This window comes from Roseimicrobium sp. ORNL1 (assembly GCF_011044495.1).
Taxonomy (GTDB): Bacteria; Verrucomicrobiota; Verrucomicrobiia; order Verrucomicrobiales; family Verrucomicrobiaceae; genus Roseimicrobium.
Window position 1 is genome coordinate 1,829,927 of sequence record NZ_CP049143.1, and the last position, 20,150, is coordinate 1,850,076.

Here is a 20,150-nt window from a genome sequence, read left to right on the forward strand (position 1 = left end):
ATGGAAGCCAAGTCATGATCCTTCCCGGCCACATCAGTGACGAAGCGCACTTTGTTTTCAATGGCTTTGCCCATCTGCTGACGGAGACGGAGAGGCTCGCTTGGAGGAATCTCCAAGTGCAGTTCAAGCGGCACCATTCGGAAGATGATGCCACGAGGAGGGGGCTCTCGAACTGGCTGCATCACTCGCCGGAGGTGGGGGCCCTGCTCGCGGATGGTCCGGAGCGCTTCTACCGCCGTGTAGTTCGCAGGCTGTACGATGAACGGCGCGCTGACTTGAACCTGTGTCCAAAGTGCGGCTCTCTCTGCCGGACACCCGAGGCCTGTCTCTGCCCCGCCTGCAACCACACATGGTATCACCTGCGCGGTGCACCCAACGACTCTTCCGGAATCCAACCTCCACCTTGACACCACCCCTTCTTCGAGCACCCATATACCGTCGCTACCATACGACTTTTTCCGTCCCATTCACCCCCACTTCCCTTGATCAAGACCTACGAAATCGCCGGCAAGTTTGAGCACGAAGCCAATGCAGCCTCCCTGTTGTATGCGCCTCCGGCGAAGCCGCTGATGTTTCGCAAGACGATGCGCTACCTCTTTGATTATGAGGGGGATGAATCCGCGTTGGACGCGTTCGTGAGCAAGGTGCTGGTAGACGCCATCAGCCAGGAGGAGCACCACGACGGAGCGCCCTTGTGGCCGAATGCGAACCTCATTCTCGACTACGGCATGAAGGGCGGCGCCCTGGACCTCGAAAAGGAGGCCATCCTCAGCTACTACCGCACGCTTTCCCAGCCCGCCTTCACGCTGAAGAAACTCACGCTCAAGACGCGCTTGTATGTCTTCGGCGAGGGTGCGGAGCCTTCCATCTTCGTGCGGGATATTGTGAATCCGGCGATTCACACCCACGAAGTGCTGAAAGCTGCCTAGGCTGCGGGCGTTTTTTTCCGCTCAGGATTTTGCCCGGTGCCACGGTGCCTATGAAGCAGCAGGTCGCTACATTCACCCAGCAGAGCCGGCCGCAACAGGCTGTCCGGCATCTGGTGGTGCTTCTGGCCGCGGGAATGGTGACGTGCGGCGGCATCATTTCGCTTTACGCCGGGCCGTCCGTAGAACGGCGGCACACGGGTCGGGAGATTATCCGAACCCAGGGGTGGGCCTCCGTGCCGTACTGGAGACAATTGCGGGATCAGGCGGACAGCCTCATGGGGTGGGGTATCTACGACAGGGCGGCCAAAGCGTATGAATTCGCGGACGCTGTCCTGGTCACCCAGAAGGGAATGACGCATCCGGATACCTTGCGAAATCGCGTGGATCTGGCGGACGCGCTGTTGCGTCTGGGAAAACCCGAGGGAGAAAAGAAGCTGATCGAGGCCTATGGGTTCCAGAGGAAGCACCTGGCGGCGGACGATCCCGACATTCTCCGCACACGTCATTTGCTGGCCAGCCTGATGATTGCCCGGTGGCAGCTCCCGGCAGCGGAAAAGGAACTGAAGGCCGTGATCGCTCTTCGGGCAAAGCGCCTGGGACCCGGTCACTCCGATACCCTCTCAAGCCGGGAGAACCTGGCCTATGTGTACAATATGATGCTCGATTATGAGGCTGCAGAGCAGCAACTCAGGGTCGTGCTTGCTGCGGACATCTTGACCTTCGGGCCCATGTCTCTCCAAACTTGCGCGACGCGTGAGCGGCTCGGCGAGTGTTTTCAGAATCAGAGCAAGTTTGATCAGGCTCTGGCGGAATTCCGCGCAGTGATGATGATCGTGGAGGATGAGTTTGGTCCGAGGCATCCGCTGACCTTCCGGGCCCATCGTCGCCTGGCGAAGATCACCTATGATCAGGGAAAACACGAGCAGGCGGAAGAAGAGTATCGAGCACTGGCCGCAAATCTTTTGGTGACACTGGGGCCGGACAGCTGGGAAGTTCTTCCATTCAGGGAGGGGATTGCGGACTGCCTGAGCGCGCGGGGTAAGCTGGCTGAAGCAGAAGAGATCCTGAGGAAGGCCCTGGCGAATTGTGCCAAGGATCCTGGCGAGACTACGCCGCTGATGCAGAGCTTGCGCGCGAATCTCGCGCATGTGCTCATGGAGGAGCGCAAGCTGGATGAAGCAGAGCTGCTCTTCAACGCGGTGTTGGATCAGCGAACCAAGATGTTGGGGCCCAATCATCCTGTCGTTCTGGACTCCATGAACGATTTGGCGGCATGCAAGATTGCCCGGGGCGACCTTCGCGGCGCTGAGTTCAATCTGCGCGGCTTGGTGAGGCGGCGCGAGGAGGTTCAGGGATACAACCACCCGGCAACTTGGTTCTCTCGAATCTACCTTGCGGATGTGCTGCGGATGAACGGCAATCCGGAGGAGGCTCTGCCTCTCTTCGAGGGGGTGCTGAGGTACAATTCGGCCACGCTTGGTCCCTTCCATCCTTATACCCTGAAGGCGGTCAACAACGTGTCGATCACCCTCTCCGCCCTGGGGAAGGAGGAGGAATCTTTCAATCTCCAGAACAAATTGCTGAAAGAGCGGATCCGCGTCATGGGAGCTGATCACCCTGACACGTTGAAGAGCCGGCTCAACATCGCGGTGAATCTCTCCACGGCCGAGAGATATCGCGACGCGGAAATCAACTTCATCGAAGCAATCCTGACGGCTGAGAAGACGCTGGGGATGACGCACATGCTCACCCTGAAATCGATGTTCGCCTACGGTGAGATGCTGGCACTTCTGCGAAGGGGTTCGGATGCCGAGGCGGTGGCCAGGCAGGGTATCCGGAGTACGACGGGGTTCAGTGAGGACGATCAGGATGCACTCCGGTTCAAGGCAATGCTGGGGGTGAGTCTGGTGCTGCAGAATCGGGCCAAGGATGCCGAGGCGGTTGCCGATGACTATGAGCGCCTGCTCGAACGGCGTCAGGGCCTGCTGGACTGGGAGGCCATCCTGAATGCCAACATGGTGATCTGGGTACACCTGGCCGAGGGAAGGAACAAGGAGGCGGGGGAACTTCTGGCCCGCAATATGATGCAGATGAGATCCATGGGGTACAACGACAGTCATGCGCCCTACATTCGGATGCGGTGCATCGAGGCCCTCTTGCTGCATCTGGCCGGCAAGAAAGAGGAGGTGGCATATCTCACCAAGGAACTGGAGCCACACATCAGAGAGTGCTTCCGGGACGGCGAGCCCATTCTGCTTTTCGCGCGCGGCCTGCAACAGCGGAAGGGACCGATTTCGATCCCGACGATCATGCATGCAGTGGAGTTTTCCCGCTACAAACCGCAGAGTCTGCTCACGGATCAACAGCGGAAGGCGGGCATGTACTTTCCGCCGAACACACCGTTTGAACAAAGGAGGCGGGTCTACGAAGCCTTTGATGAAGCCCAGACGCTGGCCGACAGCAAAGAGCACGAGAAGGCGCTCGAAAAGTTTGGCGCCTATTTGAAGGTTGTCGCCGAAGTGGCGGGTGAAGGGACCATCGGTTCCATGACCGCGCATCTTTGCCTGGCGCGAGAAGCGGTGCTTTGCAATCGCGATGATGTGGCGCAAGAGCACGCGAAGAAAGCGGCGGGTGTGCTGAAGAATCTCGGTGAGGAAAAGGGAGTAGAGCTGGTGACCTTCGTCCTGAAGAATCTCGCCGTGCAGGCGGAGAGGGGCAACATCAAGGCCGCCACCACGCTCGGGAATATGCTTCTTGAAGCCTGCTCGCAGGCGATAGGCCCCGACCAATTTGTCACCTTCCGCCTTACATCCATCAAAAACGACATGGCGATCATGGCGAACGAGCCCGGCGCCGGGGAAGAGCTTCAGGCGCTCATCAAGCGAATGGAGGCCAAGAATGGCAGCGAAGAGGGCGGCACCCTGTTGGAGAAGGTGAAATTGCTGCGCCTGTATTTGCAGAAGGGGGATTACCACGCTGCGCACGCGCTGGCTTTCCGTATCGAGAACCCCGTGAAGCGGGTCTTTGGGGAGACTTCAGACTCCGCCATCAGTGTGCGTGAAGGCCTCGCCGCCGCGCTGGAAGGCCAGGGGCTGCGGAACCTGGCCGTGACTGAGACGAAGATGGTGCTGGCCGATAGCGAACGCATCGCGGGCAACGAGGCCCTGGCCACGGTAATGACGCGGCACCGCCTTGCACTGATGCTGGCACGCAGCGCGCAGTTTGACGAAGCTCTCAGATTGCATCAGATCAACTACAAAATCCTCCAGCATCCCGGTACGGAGAAGCAACCGGTGATGGTGGAAGTGCGGATGAACATGGCCTATGCGCTGCTCAATCTGCGCCGCCCTTCGGAGGCGTTGGAATTCGCGAAGGCGGCCTACGATGGCGCACGTGCGACCTTGGGTGCGGACAGCCCGCTCACGGATATAGCGAAGAAAATCCTGGATGAGGTGCGTGCACACGCGGCTTCCCAAGGCGTCACCAGGTAGAGCACCCAATAGTCACGAACGGAGGTTGGAAAGTGAGAGACTGGTCTATTCAGTCCCCGCTGCTTGAGGATTTCACCGGTGGTTCATCCAGCGGTATGTCCACCACGATGGGTCGGTGATCGGAGAATTTCGGCTTTACGCTGTCGTTGAATTCCGCCAGTGTTTCCCCGAAGTGCGGGGCGAAACGGTAGGATGCTTTGTCGTCTGTCGGAGACTTGAGATGGCCGGAGCGGACGAAGAACCAGTCCAGGCGATATCGGCCAATGGGGCCGATGGGGCGGCGCACACTGAAGGTGGTGCGGTGTCCCCAGAGACGGTGTTCGTTGCTGTTTGCCAGCGTGCGTGAACTTCGATTGATGGAACGGTCGGCATCGCCGCGGAAATCAAAGGCCGTGCCATCTGCGAAGCGGTGATCCCGCACCTGCTCGAACATGCCTCGCACTGGGTTGGGGAAGAGGATCGGAATGTCCGGGGCGAGCGGGTTCTGGAAGTTCTTCAGCACATTCACAATGCTGCGTTCACGATAGCCCGGCACCACCGTCCCGGTGACGAGATCGGAAACCCGGGCGGCGGTTTCGAGAAACGCTTCTGGAGAGTTCACCTGGCGCCAGACGACTCTTACCAGCGAAGTGGGGCTCAGGTCATCGGGTGCGGAGTTGTGATCACCAGCCATGATCACCGGATGGGTGACGTCTTTGATTTTGCCAAGAATCTCCACCATCTGCTCCTCGCGACCTTTCGGAGTGGTTTTGATCTCAAGGTGGTTGTTCACCACGGTCACGACACCGCCCGGCACCTGTGGAACCGCGATGTCCACGCGGAAGAAGCAGCGTCCACCGACCTTCAGTTCACGGCGAATCTCGGAATCGAAGGCGATCTTGCTTCCGAGCCTGCGACCGTGCTCCACGGCATCGGCTTTCTGCCGTTCCCCCTCATGCCAGTCATACACCTTCTTCAAGGGCACGACTTGCGCACTGACAATGGGGTAGCGTGAAAGCACTGCGGAACCAAAGCCGCCTTTGTAGCGTGCCTTGTCGATGGGCAGGAATTGCTTCTCTCCTTTGCGGTCCACGGACACCGGTTCCAGTCCGAGCATCACGGGATCCACTTCCACGGCCTGCACGGCGTAGGCGTAGTTCATGCCCAGTGCTTTCGCGAGCGTGCGAGTCGCATCGATGTAGCCTGAGCGGCTCACGCCAATGTCCATCTCCTGGAGGAAGATGACATCCGCGCTGGCGAGCCGCTCGCGCTGGCGCAGGAGTTCGGCGTGGGCGCGTTTTCCGGGCGTGCGTTTTTGTTCGCTCAGCATTTCCTCGTAAGCAGCTTGCGAACTCAGGGCTTCAGCGGCGCTCGTGATGTGAAGGGATTTTTCAATGTTCCAACTCGCCACGCGCAGGAAGTTGCCAAGAGTGGGCGTGCTGGCCTCGACGGGTCGCTTTCCAGAGAGGTAGGCGCTGTTGTCTACGATGGGAGTGCGCCAGAGTGTGTCGAGTTTCGACTTCAGTTTACCCTGCGGCTTGGGATTGCTGGCGAGGCCCACGGCTTCATCGTACGTGGGGAAGGCGGGTTCCACATGGCGTGCCAGCCTGCCAGGCATGGAGGACGGAAACTTCACCGCTGCGTGGCGCTCCACCTGGGTGGTGAGGAAGGCGTTTTTCTTGGAGGCAGTGCATCCCGTCATCAGGACATGCAGCACGGGCAACATCAGGATGGTTTGTCCCGTGCGCATCCATCCCTGTCTTGTCGTTCCTGAAGCAATCAACCGCATGATACGCCGCGGATCTACCTAAGTAGAGGAGTTGCGGCAAGGTGAAATCGCCTCGCAGACGGGACATCGGGCAACTCGCAATTTGCGACGATCTTGTGGACGCAAATCGAAGCAACGAATCATGGAAAATAAAAGCGACGCATGACAGGGCTAATGCCGCGCTCCGCACGCGCGGCAAGTTCCTTCAGCGCGAATTCCGCGTGGTAGTTGTCCTTGTTCCGTGCCAATCCTCGCTCCAGAGCTGGGATGCCCTCCTCGCGATGCGCAGACAGGATCGCCAGGCTGAATTTTTCTTCCTCCATGTCGAGGCGCTGTTGCAGGAGGTCGAGGTCGGCAAGCCACTTCTTGCTGCCGGATGCGACGACAATTTCCGGGGCGAGATACAGATGCGGCTTGCTGCCTGCCAGGAGCTCTCGCATGAGGGCTTCGTCTTCCACGCCAGTGATGGTTGAAATCAACACTTCCCACACGCCGCGGGCCTCCAGCGTGGTTTCTTGTGATTGCTGGGCACGCAGCAGCGGCACGGCGGGCGCCCCAAATCGGATAAGGGATTCCATCTCGCGAAACATCCAGGTACTCCCGCTCAGATAGTAGTTGCCTGAGTGGGATTCCTGGAAGGGAACAAACCGATCTCGCCAGCTCTTCATGGAGTACTTGATGCGGTCCGTCTGGCCCATGGAGCGCACGGCCTTCCATTGGTCCTGGAGTTGCTGGCGAAGGACCACCAGGGTCTTCGCCTGCTCTTCCAGAAATGCCTCCCTTTCCCCGGGTGGGCCGAGCCCGCACCTTCGCATGGGAATCTCTGCGGGTGGTGTCCCCAAGTAGGTCGTTGCAAACTGGAAAAGCGGTTTGCAGTCGTGAGGCGTGGTCGCGGATTCCAGTTTTTGCATCACCCTGTCCATGATAGCATCGTCAGCCACCTCACCTAGTGCTTCGTACATCGCTTCTTTCGCTTGCTTTGTGAGATCGTATTGCAGGGATTCTGACATCGGGGGGGAGGGCAGACTTTCGATGGCCTGCACCAGGGTCTCACGAATGGTTGCCGCTTCCGTCATGGCGACCGGTCGCAGCACTGGGCGCTGTGGCGCGTCAATGCGGCATTGGTTGCAACTTCTCTCCGCTGCTTCCTTGCCGCGAATCCATGGGCTGATGATGATGGCGAGTTCATAGGCTGACCGGCCTTTCGCGCCGGTGTCTCCGCTCCGAATGCGCTCCAGCAACGAATGGATGAGAGTCGATTGCTGAGACTCGAGTGCAGCTTTTCCCTGGGCAACTACCTCCACATGATCGCTCACCAAGAGTTCCACGATGCGACTGGACTCCCCGGCGGATGCTGGGGCCGGGTTCTCTGCCGCGCTAGATGAGCTGAACGGCAGGGATAGGCATGCCGTGGTGACTGCAAATACCAGAGAGTGGAGAGCCGCTTTCATGAGTTGTTGCTGGGCAAGACGTGGTGTGGCTCGGATTCTTGGGGGTTTGATGGAAAAAGACAAGCTTTTCAACGAGGGAGGGACTTGCGTCAAAGGCTGGGCTGCGGGAGCGAGAGCTGCACCTCAAATTTCGCGGGGCTCGTACCCCCGGCCACTTTCTCCACCCCCGCCATTGACCCGGCCCGGATCCGGGGGCAAAGCATGGGTCCACCACAAGCTGCTTCCCGCGCCTTGCATACTCATCCTACCGCCACCGGCCGCGCCGTTTTCCGTCACATCCCCATCACCTCGCTTTCTGGGGATGAACTGCTCGCACTGAGCCAGAAACACAAGCTCTCCCTCTCCCGCGAGGACATGCTCGCGGTGCAGAAGATCTTCCAGGAGGAGAAGCGTGAGCCCACCGACGTGGAGTTGGAGGTCATCGCCCAGACTTGGAGTGAGCACTGCAAGCACCGCATCTTCGGCGCACGCATTGAGCACAGTGTGAACGGGAAAGCGGAGGTCATCGACAGCCTTTACAAGACCTACGTCAAGGCGGTCACCGCTCGCATCATGGCGAAGAAGCCGGGCTTCGTGCTCAGCGCCTTCACGGACAATGCCGGCTTTGTGAAGCTGGATGACAAGCTGGCAGTGTGCCTCAAGGTGGAGACGCACAATCACCCCAGCGCCATTGAGCCCTACGCGGGTGCGAACACCGGCCTCGGCGGCGTGATTCGCGACATCCTCGGGGCTGGCAAGGGCTCCAAGCCCATCGCTTCGCTGGACGTATTTTGCTTCGGTCCGCCCGATACGAAGCAGGAGGACATCAAGGCCAAGGATGTGATTCACCCGCTCGGCGTCATGCGCGGCGTGGTGCGTGGTGTGCGCGACTACGGCAACCGCATGGGCATCCCCACGGTGGCCGGGGCCATCCAGTTCGACGACACCTACATTTACAACCCGCTCGTGTTCTGCGGCACGATGGGTGTCATCCCGATTGGCGACATCGACAAGGAAGTGAAGCCGGGTCAGTTGCTCATCGCAGCGGGTGGTCGCACCGGTCGCGATGGCTTGAAGGGCGCGACGTTCTCCAGCGTGTCCCTCACCACGGCGAGTCACGAGGAAGACCAGACCGCCGTGCAGATCGGCAATCCGATCGAAGAGAAGAAAGTTTCCGATTTCATCCTCGCGGCACGTGCGCAGGGATTGATTCAGTTTGTGACCGACTGCGGCGCTGGCGGATTCAGCAGCGCGGCGGGTGAAATGCTCAGCGAAGTGGGTGGGGAAGTGTGGCTCGACCACGCACCGCTCAAGGAGCCCGGCCTGGAAAGCTGGCAGGTCTTCATCAGCGAGAGCCAGGAGCGCATGGTCATCTCCATCGAGGAGAAGGATCTCGATGCGATGCAGAAGCTCGCGGCTGTGTATGAGACCGAGCTCTGCGTGCTGGCCAAGGCCGATGGCACCGGCATTCTCAAAGTGAAGCACCATGGCGAAATGGTGTGCGAACTCGACTGCCGCAAGCTTCACGAAGCGCCCCGCCGCCACATGAAGGGCGAGTGGACGGAGTCCACCGATGAAACCGCCGGATTCACCTTTGAAGAAGGTTGGGAAGATCTGCTGCGCGGACTGCTGGCCGATTTCGCGATCGTCTCCCGCGAGCCCATCATCCGCGAGTATGACCACGAAGTGCAGGGCAATACCTTGCTGAAGCCGCTCGCTGGCGCACAAGGAGATGCGCCGCAGGACGGCTCGGTCATCCGTGTGGATGGCAGCCAGCAGTGCGTGGCTCTTGGCCTGTCGCTGCTTCCTGAGTGGGGCAAGAACGACCCGCTTCTCATGGGCCGTGCGTGTGTGGATGAATGTGTGCGCCAGCTTGTGGCCATGGGCGCGAATCCCGAGCGCATCGCCATTCTCGACAACTTCTGCCTCGGCAATCCCGACGACCACCGTGAACTCGGCGCGCTCGTGGAGTCCTGCAAAGGCATGGCGCAAACTGCTGAGACCTACGGCACGCCTTTTGTCTCCGGCAAGGACAGCTTCTACAACTACTTCAAGACGGACGAAGGTCCCGTGTCCATCCCGTGCACGCTGCTCGTCAGCGGCTTCGGCGTGGTGGAAGATGCCAAGCACATCGTGGGCGCCAGCGTGCGTCGCACGGGCAGCAAGCTCTGCCTCGTCGGCGACACGACCCCTGGTCTCCGCGGTGCTGTGCTCGTGAAGGGCATGCAGTCCCAAGCGGGTCAGCCGGCGAATTTCGACGAAGCGAAGGCGCTCGAGAACTACCGCGCCTACTACACGCTCGTGGAAAAGGGCGTGGTGCTCTCCGCACACGACGTCAGCGAAGGCGGCCTCGGTGTCGCGCTCGCGGAAATGGGCTTCTCCGGCAAGGCAGGTCTTAGTGTGGATCTCTCCAAGGTTCCCACCAAGGGCGCCTGCGAAACCGCGGAAGTGCTCTTCGGCGAAACGCCCGGCCGTATCGTACTGGAAATCGCTCCTGAGAATGCGCACCTTGCAGAAGCGCTTGGCTTCCCGGTCATCGGTGAAACCACGGCAGATGGAAAACTCAGCATCACCAAGGGTGGTGAGTCGCTCATCAATGCCTCCATCGGTGAGCTCAAGCCCATCTGGAAGCAGGGTCTGGTGAACTACTATTGATTGGTCCTCATCTCCCGTCTCTTCGCCCCGCATATCCCTTTTCTCCTCTCTCCCTTCAATGGCTGCTACTCCGAAAGCACTCCTCCTCAAGTTCCCCGGCACCAACTGCGATGCCGAGACGGCCCGCGCACTTCAGTCCGTGGGTTTCGAGACGCAGGTGATGCCCAGCGCGCTGCTGGAGCCTCATGCGCTCGATGACGTGCAGATGGTCGTCTTCTCCGGCGGCTTCAGCTACGGCGACTACGTGATGTCCGGCCGCTTCGCGAAGCTCACCACACTCTCGAAGTTGGGTGATGGCCTGCGCAAGTTCGTGGACAAGGGCGGCTATGCCATGGGCATCTGCAACGGCTTCCAGATCCTCACGCAGCTTCATCTGCTTCCCGAGGGCAGCCTCATTCACAACACCAGCGGTCGTTTCATCTGCCGCTGGGCAGGCTTGAAGAAGAACAGCGCGAGCCCCTATCTCAGCGAAGTGCCGGATGAGTTCGAGCTTCCCGTCGCGCATGCGGAAGGTCGCTTCGTGGGCATCGATGATGCCGCCGGTGACTATGTGAAGAATGGCCGAGCTGCGCTGCTCTATACGAGTGATGTGAATGGCAGCACGCATCAAATCGCCGGCCTGCAGGACGAGACCGGTCGCGTGTTTGGTCTCATGCCGCACCCCGAGCGCTTCACCTCGAAGCAGCATCACTATGATGCAGACTGGAGCGGCGCCGAGCACGGCTGGGGCTACTACATGTTCCGAAGCGTGTTCGCGGCGATGAAGTAAGGAGTGCAGTGCGCTGGTGCGTGGAAGGTCACGCGCTCAGGCGTGGTGTGTTCTTTGGATTAGCCGCAAAAGAACGCAAAAAACGCAAAGAAGGATCTGAGGGCGGTGGAGTGGTGCATCACTTCAAGGAGTGGGGGCATTCTTGTCCCCATGGTTGCGTTGCGACGCCTTGAGGTGAAGGCAAGTCCTCAACACTCGAGGTAGTTTGCCAGTGTACGAGGGAAGGCGCTGCAGACCGAAATGGGAGCAGGAATGCTCCCACTCCTTGAGAGGCTACGCCTCTGAGGTGGTATTTGTGCTCGTGGCTTTCTTCTTGCCGGAGTACACGGGCTCGATGCGTGGATCCCATTCTTGCGGAATCATCGGCGAACCCCAGCGGGCATTTTCTGCTTTGGCGTCTTCGTAGGCGAGTTGTCCAGCACGCAACGCCCGTTCTGTAGAAGGGCTCATCTTGCGAGGTTGGTCTTCCTTGATGCTCATGCTTGTCAAAAGGGTGACGGGTGAGGGACTCGTCCGGCATGCGTGGCCTGCATGGAACGTTTGTCCGGTTCCAGCGTCAAGCCTCGCCACTGCTCAAGCAGCAGAAGGTATCTTCGCTCCGCCCATGTGAATGGGGCGATCGAAGTGCGAGGCGTGGAACTGCATGCCGCGTTGCAGCGTGTTGCGGGTCGCCTGGATGTGGGCAATGACCTCGATGCGGCGCAGCAGGGATTCGAAAGACTCTTTCCGCACGGCACTGAGCTCCCGGGACGCTGCATCGAGCTGGGAGCGGTATTCTTGGACCAGGTCAAGGGCGAGGCTGGCGCGTCCATGCTCGCCAAGAGAGAGGTAGGCCAGGCAGAGGGCCACCTCGTTGAGAAGGGAAGGTTCGGCAGTGAGGGACTCCAGCCCAAGTCGCAAGTTCTCCACCTCGGCCTTCAGGGACCTTTCGAGCGCGTTGGGGCGCGAGAATGGAGGGTGGGAGAGTTTCATTGAGGCAGGCGCGAAGCCTGACAGGGGTTGCCTCAGAAATCTAAGAAAACGACATCGCGAGTCTATAAATTTGTATTGATATTCATAAAATATTCCCGCGTGAGTACTACCCGTCAGCCCATGTTTTCAAATCTTCTCCGATGAAAAGTCGGGTTTCAGCGAGATTACGAGGGTCTTTTGTAAATTTTCGCGACTTGCGGTGGTCATGGCTGTAGACCGCCTTCTTGATGGTGAAAGGTTGAATTAATGATTAGATCGGCCCCGTCCTCCGGAGCCCTGCCGAGGGGCGAAAATGGCGGGCAAGGGGCGTTGACTTGGGGGCAATCAGTCCTAAGGACAGGCGTCCGTGGCCTGCGCAGAAGTGCCCTTTTACGCTCGCAGCATTTTCAATTATCCATGATTGCCAAAGGACGAAAATCTTGATAGTTAAGAGGTGCTAACAGTTTAGGGTATTTCTGGCACGTCTCGCTGTTGTTTCTGCTTCTTTCTGACCGCAATGCCATACCCCGTGACCATGCCCGTGCCACTCTGGAGGATGATTCCGCGAGTGCGGGCATCCCTCGCGGCATGGGGGAAAGGGGTCGTGCAGGAGTTCACGAAAGGCCCTGAACCGTGGTCTTGGGAGATGGCTGCACTCGGTGCCTGTGCCATGGCCTCGATGCCTTCGCGGCACGGTTACGGCCAAGATTCCGGTGGTGCCGCTGGCTTGACTGAGAACTCTTCCTCCTTCAAGGCATCATTCGACCCTCTGGCCTATCACGCTCCCGTTCTGCCGGAGGAAGTGATTCACTATCTCCAACCAGCACCGGGGAAGATCTTTCTGGACTGCACGCTTGGCGGTGGAGGTCACAGTGAGTTGCTGCTCGCAGCGGGCGCTGAAGTCATCGCCCTTGATCAGGATGCAGAAGCCCTGGCCCACGCACGGCAGCGCCTGCAGCAGTATGGGCCGCGCTTCCGCGCGTTTCAGTCGAACTTCCGCCACTTCCCCACAGTGCTGGAGGAGGCCGGTATCACCGCTGTAGATGGCATCCTGGCTGACCTCGGTGTTTCCTCACATCAGCTCGATGACGCGCCACGTGGCTTCTCGTTCATCCGCGAGGGACCGCTTGATATGCGCATGAATCGTGATGCCGGCCAGACGGCGGCGGATCTGGTGAATCATGCCGAGCCCGGTGAGCTCGTTCGCATCCTGCGTGAGTACGGCGAGGAGCATAATGCGAAGCGCATCGTGCGCGCCATCGTGGATCGTCGTGAGCAGCGTCCCTTTGAGACCACGCTGGATCTGGCGCAGGTGATCGAGTTGGTGATCCCGCGTCGTGGCAAGAAGACACATCCTGCCACGCTGACGTTTCAAGCCCTGCGACTGGCCGTGAACGAAGAAATGACGGTGTTGGACGAATTTCTCGCTCAGGCGCCGCAGTGGGTGAAGCCCGGTGGCCGCATCGCCTTGATTTCCTTCCACTCCGGAGAGGACCGTCCGGTGAAGCAGGCCTTTGCCCGCTACTCCACGGAGTGGCTTGACCGCCCCGAGTGGCCCGAGCCCAGGCGCAATCCAGATTTTTGCATGCGCTTGCTTTCTCGTAAGCCCATCGAAGCCACGGAAGCCGAATTGAAACGCAACCCACGCTCACGTAGTGCCAAGCTGCGTGTCGCGGAACGCCTGCCCACTTCTGCATGAAGCGCGAGGAAATCAACATGCCCCGCCATCGCAACCAACCACGTGCTGCCCATGCGCAGTCCTCGCAGGTTGGGCTGGGCATTGTGCTCATGCTTATTGCCGTCACTGTGGGTGGTGCTGCCCTGGTGAAGACGCTGGTGAAAAACAAGACGCACGCCATCGGTCGCGATCAGCAGGCGGTGGAGCGCCAGATTGCCTCGCTGGATCAGGAGATTCGAGCGCTGGAACTGAGTATCAAAGAAGTACTCGCGCCGAAGCATCTCAAGGATCGTCTTGCTGCGCAGCGCACCCAGCTCAAGGAAATCGAGAAGAAGAACATTATCAACGTACCCGCGGTGCCGATGGCAAAGCTGCCCCCGCCCGCGTCTGATTCAGGCTCTGTCCAGCCATGAAGAACTCGCAGAAAGCACCCCCAGATATCAACCGCTGGTTGCCCGCACGCATGGTGCTGGTGACGGTGTTGTTGCTGGCATGCTTCGGCGTGGTGGGGTGGAGGCTGTACCAGGTCCAGGTGAAGGAGCACAAGATGTGGCTCGCCCGCACGGAGGCCATGCTGCGCACGAAGCGCACCTTGCCCGCGATGCGTGGACCCATCCGCGACCGCAATGGCGAACTCCTCGCGCATGACAAGATGCTGCACCAGCTCTGGGTGCACACCCACCGCATGCGGGATATCAACGACGTGACCGCGCGCCTCGCCATCCTGGAAAAGCGCACGCCCAAGGCCATCGCGCGCGAGATGGAGCCGGAGCAAATCTTCACGCTCTATCGCCAGCATGTTGCCCGGCTGCTGGCCTGCACTGCGGAGAATACGACGAAGCCCTCGGCAGGCGCGCTCGCCGAGATGGAGCGCGTGCTTTGCAGCGAGAAGCCTTCGGAATTTGCCTGGCTCGCGCCCATGTCAGAGGATCAAGCGGCGACGTGGCGGACCATGCTGGAGCAGAATCGCATCGTGGCGGTGACCATGCGTCCGTTCGTGCGTCGCTTCTATCCCTCCGAAGATCGGCTCACGCATGTGCTGGGTTATGTGAATGATCGCTTTGCGGATCCGGAGACCGGTGAGCTCATCAGCCAGGGAGAACTTGCCTCACATCGCCAGGCGCGCCGCCTGCAGGTCGGGCTGGAAGGCATCGAGGCAGTGTTTAACAAGGAACTCACCGGCAGCGATGGCTACCAGTGGATCGAGCGCGATCGCAAGGGCCGCGAACTCACGGCGTTCCGCGGAGAGACCGTGCAGCCATCGCACGGGCATGATGTCATGCTGACCATCGACCTGCATTTGCAGGACGCGCTGGAGGAAGTGCTGGAGGAAGCGAATGAATTCTACCGTCCGAAGCGGATCATCGCCGTGCTCGTGGAGCCGAAGAGCGGTGAAGTCCTCGCGATGGCCAGCCGCCCACACATCCGCCGCGATGCGCAAAATGGCGTGACGCCGAATCTCGCCGTGAGTACGCCGTATGAGCCGGGTTCTGTGTTCAAGGTGGTGACCTACGCTGCCGCATTCGATGCGAAGGTGGCGTCGCCCAACGAGATGCTGAACATTGATTCTTCGCTCCGTGTCTTCGCGAAGCTGAACATTAGCGACCATTGCCAGAGCGATGTCAGCGTGATGCAGGCCTTTGCCCAGTCCAGTAATCGTGCGGCCTATCTGCTCGCCGCGAGGTTGGGGGAGAAGCGATTCCTGAAGAGCGTGCGTGACTTCGGTTTTGGCGCGCCCACCGGCATTGAGCTCACGAATGAATCAGGCGGTGTGGTGCACAAGCCCGGTACGCCCACGTGGGATGGACTTACCTTCTCCCGCATGGCGTATGGACACGCCATGACGGTCACTCCTTTGCAGATGTGCATGGCAGTGGCGGCGATCGCGAATGGTGGCAATCTGATGAAGCCGCAAATCGTGAAGGAGATTCGCGATCAGAAGGGCGATCTGCTGCGCCAGTTCGAGCCGCAGGTGGTGCGTCGTGTGTGCAGTGACAAGACTGCGAAACTCATGACGCAGGCCATGGTGGGTGTGGTGCAAAGCCCCAAGGGTACTGGCGCCCGTGCTGCGGTGGATGAAATCATCGTCGCCGGGAAGACCGGAACGTCGCAGCTCTACAAGACCGTTGGTCGCGGAGGTGTGGCAGAGGGCCACTACTGCGTTTCTTTCGCTGGTTTTGCCCCTGCGGACAATCCCAGCTTGTGCGCTATCATCGTGGTGGATGATCCCTCCGAGTCGGAGGAAACGGTGAGCGGTGGCAAGCTCGCCGCACCCATCTTTGCCCAGCTTATGGATCGCTGCTTGCGAACCATGGCCATCGCTTACAACGGCAAGACCGTAACCGCATCTGATCGTAAAGGAGAAGGCCAGTGAAAATTCGTGATTTAATCAAAAACTTGGAAAAACCCGTCGTGAGCGGAAGCCTCGATACCGAGGTGGAGTCGCTTACTTATGATTCACGCAAGGCCAATGCCGGCGTGGTCTTTTTTGCACTTCGTGGCAGCAAGACGGATGGCCATGACTTCATCGGGAATGCACTCGAGCAGGGTGTCTCCGCCGTGGTGGCGGAAACCGCGCCACCGGACGATTGCAAGGTGGTGTGGCTGCACGTGAAGAACACCCGCATCGCTCTCGCAGAGATGGCGGCGGCGCTGTACGGCCAACCGGCGAAGAAGCTCAAGCCCATCGGTGTCACTGGTACCAATGGCAAGACGACCACGGGCTTCCTGCTGCATCATCTGCTGAATCATGCCCAGATCCGCTGCGGACTCCTTGGGACGGTGGTGTTTGACACGGGAGGAAATCTCAAGACCGCCACGCATACCACGCCCGAGTCGCTGGAACTGCAGGGCCTGCTGGCCGAGATGGTGAACAACGGATGCCGCGCGGTCGCCATGGAAGTGTCCTCGCATGCGCTGCATCAGCATCGCGTGCACGGCGTGCCCTATGAGGTGGCCATCTTCTCCAACCTCACGCAGGACCATCTCGATTATCATGGGACGATGGAGGATTACTTCATCGCGAAAATGAAGCTCTTCGAGATCACCGCGGCACATCCGAAGGGAAAGTTGCTCATCAACACGGATGACAAGTGGGGTCGCCAGCTTGCGGACAAATACCAGTCCCATCCCGGATTGATCACCTACGGCTTCGGCCCGCTCGCGACCTTCCGCGTGGGCGACCCACGTTATGACCTCACCGGCACTACGTTTGAGTTGCATCACAAGGGGCGTCAGTTCCTGGTGCGCACACCGTTGATTGGTCAGTTTAATGTTTACAACACGGTGGCCGCGGTGGCTGGCGCGTATGCTGCGGGCTGTAATCTTCGCGAAGCTGTTCGCGCCATGGCGCAGGCTCCGCAGATCCCGGGACGCATGGAGCGCGTGTCGCCAGACAACAACCGCTTCCACGTCTTTGTGGATTACGCGCACACGCCGGACGGCCTCGTCAATGCCCTCTCCACGGCGCGCGCGCTTCGTCCTTCGCGCATCATCACCGTGTTTGGTTGCGGTGGCGATCGTGATCGCCTCAAGCGTCCGCTCATGGCGAAGGCGGTGGAGGACAGCAGCGACGTCTGCATCCTCACCAGCGACAATCCCCGCATGGAAGATCCCCAGCGCATCATGGAAGACGCTCGCAAGGGCTTCACCCGTGAGAGCCACATGCTGGTCGTGGATCGCAAGAAGGCCATCGATACCGCGTTGCAGGGCGCGCGCGATGGCGACATTATCGTCATTGCCGGCAAGGGCCACGAACCCTATCAGGATATCCAGGGCGTGAAGCATGACTTCGACGATCGCAAGATCGCTCGCCAGCTTCTCGACCGCAATACGCGTATCAAAGGCGAGATTCGCCTGAAGAAGCAGCAGGAGGGAGGCCGGCCATGATCCCGCTCACCGTCCAGATGGTGACGGAGTTCTGCGAGGGCAGGCTCATCAAAGGTGACGCACAGCGCATCTGCCGCAGTGTCAGCACGGACTCACGCAAGCTCGTGGCGGGCCAGCTTTTCATCGCACTGGTCGGTGAGAAGTTCGACGGGCATGACTTCGTGAACCAGGCTTCGCAAGCCGCCGCGACCGCTGTGCTGGTGAGCAAGCTTCCTGCGGATACGGGATCGCTGAGCTGCGCAGTCATCGAAGTGCCGGACACACTTGTGGCTCTGCAGAAGCTGGCCGCACGTCATCGCCAGCTTCTCAAGCCACTCGTCGTCGGCATCACCGGCAGCAATGGGAAGACCTCCACCAAGGATCTCACGCTAGCCGTGCTGCGGAAAAAGTATGAGGCCATGGCCACGGCGGGGAACCTGAACAACCACATTGGTGTGCCCCTCACGCTGCTGAGCATGGAGGAGCAGCACAACTGCGGCGTGGTGGAAATGGGCATGAACCATCCCGGGGAGATCGCGCCGCTTGCGGAGATCGCCCGGCCGGATGCGGCCATCATCACGAACATCGGCATCGCCCACATTGAGTACATGGGTTCGCGTGAGGCCATCGCCCTGGAGAAGGGCACGCTCGCGGAAGCCGTGCACCCCGGTGGTGTCGTGGTGTTGAATGCCAATGACGACTTCACGCCAGCCATCGCCGCCCGTTGCAAGGCGCGCGTCATCACCGCCGGTGTGAATGCCGGTGAGGTGCGCGCCACCATTCATGAAAGCGGCGCCCAGGGCACACGCTTCACGCTCGATTTTGGCGGGACAGCGCAGGTCCAGATTCAGCTCGCTGTACCAGGCGAGCACATGGTGGGAAATGCAGCCCTGGCAGCCGCATGCGCCTGGCATCATGGTGTATCACCAGATGAGATTGCTGCCGCGCTCGGAGCTGCCTCACTGACCAAAGGCCGCCTGCAGGTGAAGTCCTGGCGCGGCGTGGTGTTCCTGGATGATTCCTACAATGCCAACCCGGACTCGATGAAGGCCGGGCTGAAGACCCTGCAGACCATGCAGGTGAAGGGGCGCCGCGTGGCTGTGCTGGGCCGGATGGGCGAACTCGGTCCGCATGCCGAGCAGGGCCACCGGGAGGTGGGCGAGTTCGCCGCGCGCTGCGGCATGGGCGCGGTCTACACCGTGGGTCCGGAGGCCGCTTTAATCTCCAATGCCTTCACCGCCAGCGGCGGCACGGGCGAAAGCAGGAACTTCACCTCGCATGGCGAGTGTGCCGAGCATCTCCGGGCCTGGCTTCAGGAAGGTGATGCTGTCTTGTTGAAAGGGAGCCGCTCCACGGCGATGGAACAGGTTCTCAATCACCTGGAAACCTCCCCATGATCCACTGGCTCACTGAACTCCGAGAGCACCTCGCTGCGGACAGCTTCCTTGCGAAGCTGTTGAATGTTTTTCACTACCACACATTCCGCGCGGGCGGGGCCTTCCTCACGGCCTTCCTGCTGTCGCTGATGTTTGGGGAGCGGGTGATCCGCAAGCTGATCTCGCTCAAGGTGGGCCAGCCCATCCGGAGCAAGGAGGAGGTGCAGAAGCTTTTCGACCTCCATGGCAAGAAGGCTGGCACCCCCACCATGGGTGGCGTGTTGATGCTGGGTACCTTTGTCGCTTCCGTCCTGCTCTGGACAGACTGGCACAACCGGCTCGTGTGGATCTGCCTCATCACCACGCTGCTTCTAGGTTTGCTCGGGTTCTGGGATGACTACGAGAAGGTGGCGAAGAAGAACTCCAAGGGTGTGAGTGCCCGCTTCAAGCTCGTCTGGCAGTTCAGCGTCGCCATCGTGGCTGCGTGGGTTCTCGCGTACGCCATGCCAGACGGCACGGTCACCACCAGCCGCACCACCTTCACCCCCGTCACGGATGCCATCACTTCCACAACCCCGGCCGGCGCGACTGTGCTCAATGAGGTGAAGCTGCCGGTGAGCTACCGCAGCCTGGTGCTGCCCGGCTTCAAGGAGCCTCTCATCGAGGATATGGGTATCTTTGCCGTGGTGCTGTTTGCATTCATCATCGTCGGCTTCTCCAATGCGGTGAACCTGACCGACGGTCTTGATGGCCTGGCCACGGGGTGTTCCATCAGCACTGGGTTGGCATATGCCGCGTTTTGTTATCTTACGAGCAACGTCACCTTCTCGAACTTCCTGTTCATCCCTTATTTCCGCCTTGCGGATGAGATGACCATCGTGGCCATGGCCATGGTGGGAGCGTGTTTCGGGTTCCTCTGGTACAATTGCCAGCCCGCCCGCATGTTCATGGGTGACACCGGCTCCCTGGCCCTCGGCGGTGCCATTGCGACTCTGGCCATTGCCTGCAAGCAGGAGATCCTGCTGCTCATCGTGGGTGGCGTGTTCGTCATGGAAGCCGGCTCGGTGATGATCCAGGTGGCCAGCTTCAAGACGCGTGGGGTGCGTGTGTTCCGCATGTCCCCCATCCACCATCACTTTGAGCTGGGCGGGTGGAAGGAGAGCCAGGTGGTCGTGCGCTTCTGGATGCTTTCCATCATCTTCGCCCTCATCGCTCTTTCGACGCTCAAGCTCCGCTAGCTCCATTTCGCTTCATTTC

Annotated in this window: 15 protein-coding genes; 11 read left to right on the forward strand and 4 right to left on the reverse strand. The window is 60.0% G+C overall.

Annotated elements, in window-relative coordinates:
* Positions 1–14: 14 nt before the first annotated feature.
* The 3 genes from G5S37_RS07365 to G5S37_RS07375 all read left to right on the forward strand — a co-directional run bounded on the left by G5S37_RS07365 (position 15) and on the right by G5S37_RS07375 (position 4,420).
* A complete protein-coding gene (locus G5S37_RS07365) occupies positions 15–407 on the forward strand; it encodes a hypothetical protein (RefSeq protein ID WP_165202274.1) in 393 nt (130 codons plus the stop codon).
* Between the two features lie 75 nt (positions 408–482).
* Positions 483–929 carry a hypothetical protein gene (locus tag G5S37_RS07370; RefSeq protein WP_165202276.1) on the forward strand — a complete coding sequence of 149 codons (447 nt, stop codon included), beginning with the start codon at positions 483–485 and terminating at the stop codon, positions 927–929.
* A 50-nt stretch (positions 930–979) separates the two neighbouring features.
* Positions 980–4,420, forward strand: coding sequence for a tetratricopeptide repeat protein (locus G5S37_RS07375; protein ID WP_165202278.1), 3,441 nt, complete (start codon positions 980–982; stop codon positions 4,418–4,420).
* Between the two features lie 49 nt (positions 4,421–4,469).
* Here G5S37_RS07375 and G5S37_RS07380 read toward each other — a convergent pair whose 3' ends face one another.
* Positions 4,470–6,149, reverse strand: coding sequence for an endonuclease/exonuclease/phosphatase family protein (locus G5S37_RS07380; RefSeq protein ID WP_165202280.1), 1,680 nt, complete (start codon positions 6,147–6,149; stop codon positions 4,470–4,472).
* Positions 6,150–6,307: 158 nt separating this feature from the next.
* Positions 6,308–7,618, reverse strand: coding sequence for a hypothetical protein (locus G5S37_RS07385; RefSeq protein ID WP_165202282.1), 1,311 nt, complete (start codon positions 7,616–7,618; stop codon positions 6,308–6,310).
* 231 nt (positions 7,619–7,849) lie between these two features.
* Here G5S37_RS07385 and purL point away from each other — a divergent pair, with 231 nt between their 5' ends.
* Positions 7,850–10,252, forward strand: coding sequence for a phosphoribosylformylglycinamidine synthase subunit PurL (gene purL / locus G5S37_RS07390; RefSeq protein WP_240914831.1), 2,403 nt, complete (start codon positions 7,850–7,852; stop codon positions 10,250–10,252).
* A gap of 58 nt (positions 10,253–10,310) precedes the next feature.
* On the forward strand, positions 10,311–11,021 hold the full coding sequence (purQ, locus tag G5S37_RS07395) for a phosphoribosylformylglycinamidine synthase I (RefSeq protein WP_165202286.1): 711 nt from the start codon (positions 10,311–10,313) through the stop codon (positions 11,019–11,021).
* A 273-nt stretch (positions 11,022–11,294) separates the two neighbouring features.
* Here the strand turns inward: purQ and G5S37_RS07400 are convergent, their stop codons facing one another.
* The gene (locus tag G5S37_RS07400; RefSeq protein WP_165202288.1) at positions 11,295–11,501 is read right to left on the reverse strand and encodes a hypothetical protein; all 207 of its coding nucleotides are present in this window, start codon (positions 11,499–11,501) and stop codon (positions 11,295–11,297) included.
* A 93-nt stretch (positions 11,502–11,594) separates the two neighbouring features.
* On the reverse strand, positions 11,595–11,993 hold the full coding sequence (locus tag G5S37_RS07405; protein WP_165202290.1) for a hypothetical protein: 399 nt from the start codon (positions 11,991–11,993) through the stop codon (positions 11,595–11,597).
* Positions 11,994–12,507: 514 nt separating this feature from the next.
* Between G5S37_RS07405 and rsmH the strand changes: the two genes are divergently transcribed.
* From rsmH to mraY, 6 genes are read left to right on the forward strand one after another with little or no spacing between them, the layout of a single operon-like run.
* Positions 12,508–13,671, forward strand: a complete 1,164-nt coding sequence (gene rsmH / locus G5S37_RS07410) for a 16S rRNA (cytosine(1402)-N(4))-methyltransferase RsmH (RefSeq protein WP_240914832.1) — start codon at positions 12,508–12,510, stop codon at positions 13,669–13,671.
* A gap of 17 nt (positions 13,672–13,688) precedes the next feature.
* The gene (locus G5S37_RS07415; RefSeq protein ID WP_206026344.1) at positions 13,689–14,063 is read left to right on the forward strand and encodes a hypothetical protein; all 375 of its coding nucleotides are present in this window, start codon (positions 13,689–13,691) and stop codon (positions 14,061–14,063) included.
* Positions 14,060–16,024, forward strand: a complete 1,965-nt coding sequence (locus G5S37_RS07420) for a penicillin-binding protein 2 (RefSeq protein ID WP_165202294.1) — start codon at positions 14,060–14,062, stop codon at positions 16,022–16,024. Before G5S37_RS07415 ends, G5S37_RS07420 begins: the two co-directional genes overlap by 4 nt.
* Entirely contained in the window at positions 16,021–17,538 is a 1,518-nt protein-coding gene (locus G5S37_RS07425; protein WP_276617028.1) for a UDP-N-acetylmuramoyl-L-alanyl-D-glutamate--2,6-diaminopimelate ligase, read from the forward strand. The genes G5S37_RS07420 and G5S37_RS07425 overlap by 4 nt, the downstream gene beginning before the upstream one ends.
* The gene (gene murF, locus G5S37_RS07430; RefSeq protein ID WP_165202298.1) at positions 17,535–18,914 is read left to right on the forward strand and encodes a UDP-N-acetylmuramoyl-tripeptide--D-alanyl-D-alanine ligase; all 1,380 of its coding nucleotides are present in this window, start codon (positions 17,535–17,537) and stop codon (positions 18,912–18,914) included. Before G5S37_RS07425 ends, murF begins: the two co-directional genes overlap by 4 nt.
* A complete protein-coding gene (gene mraY, locus G5S37_RS07435) occupies positions 18,911–20,131 on the forward strand; it encodes a phospho-N-acetylmuramoyl-pentapeptide-transferase (protein ID WP_165202300.1) in 1,221 nt (406 codons plus the stop codon). The genes murF and mraY overlap by 4 nt, the downstream gene beginning before the upstream one ends.
* Positions 20,132–20,150 lie beyond the last annotated feature (19 nt).

Coding starts and splice junctions, on each gene's coding strand:
- G5S37_RS07365 (WP_165202274.1), top strand. CDS start 15: ATGATCCTTCCCGGCCACATCAGTGACGAAGCGCACTTTGTTTTCAAT.
- G5S37_RS07375 (WP_165202278.1), top strand. CDS start 980: ATGAAGCAGCAGGTCGCTACATTCACCCAGCAGAGCCGGCCGCAACAG.
- G5S37_RS07380 (WP_165202280.1), bottom strand. CDS start 6,149: ATGCGCACGGGACAAACCATCCTGATGTTGCCCGTGCTGCATGTCCTG.
- G5S37_RS07385 (WP_165202282.1), bottom strand. CDS start 7,618: ATGAAAGCGGCTCTCCACTCTCTGGTATTTGCAGTCACCACGGCATGC.
- purQ (WP_165202286.1), top strand. CDS start 10,311: ATGGCTGCTACTCCGAAAGCACTCCTCCTCAAGTTCCCCGGCACCAAC.
- G5S37_RS07400 (WP_165202288.1), bottom strand. CDS start 11,501: ATGAGCATCAAGGAAGACCAACCTCGCAAGATGAGCCCTTCTACAGAA.
- G5S37_RS07405 (WP_165202290.1), bottom strand. CDS start 11,993: ATGAAACTCTCCCACCCTCCATTCTCGCGCCCCAACGCGCTCGAAAGG.
- rsmH (WP_240914832.1), top strand. CDS start 12,508: ATGCCCGTGCCACTCTGGAGGATGATTCCGCGAGTGCGGGCATCCCTC.
- G5S37_RS07415 (WP_206026344.1), top strand. CDS start 13,689: ATGCCCCGCCATCGCAACCAACCACGTGCTGCCCATGCGCAGTCCTCG.
- G5S37_RS07420 (WP_165202294.1), top strand. CDS start 14,060: ATGAAGAACTCGCAGAAAGCACCCCCAGATATCAACCGCTGGTTGCCC.
- murF (WP_165202298.1), top strand. CDS start 17,535: ATGATCCCGCTCACCGTCCAGATGGTGACGGAGTTCTGCGAGGGCAGG.
- mraY (WP_165202300.1), top strand. CDS start 18,911: ATGATCCACTGGCTCACTGAACTCCGAGAGCACCTCGCTGCGGACAGC.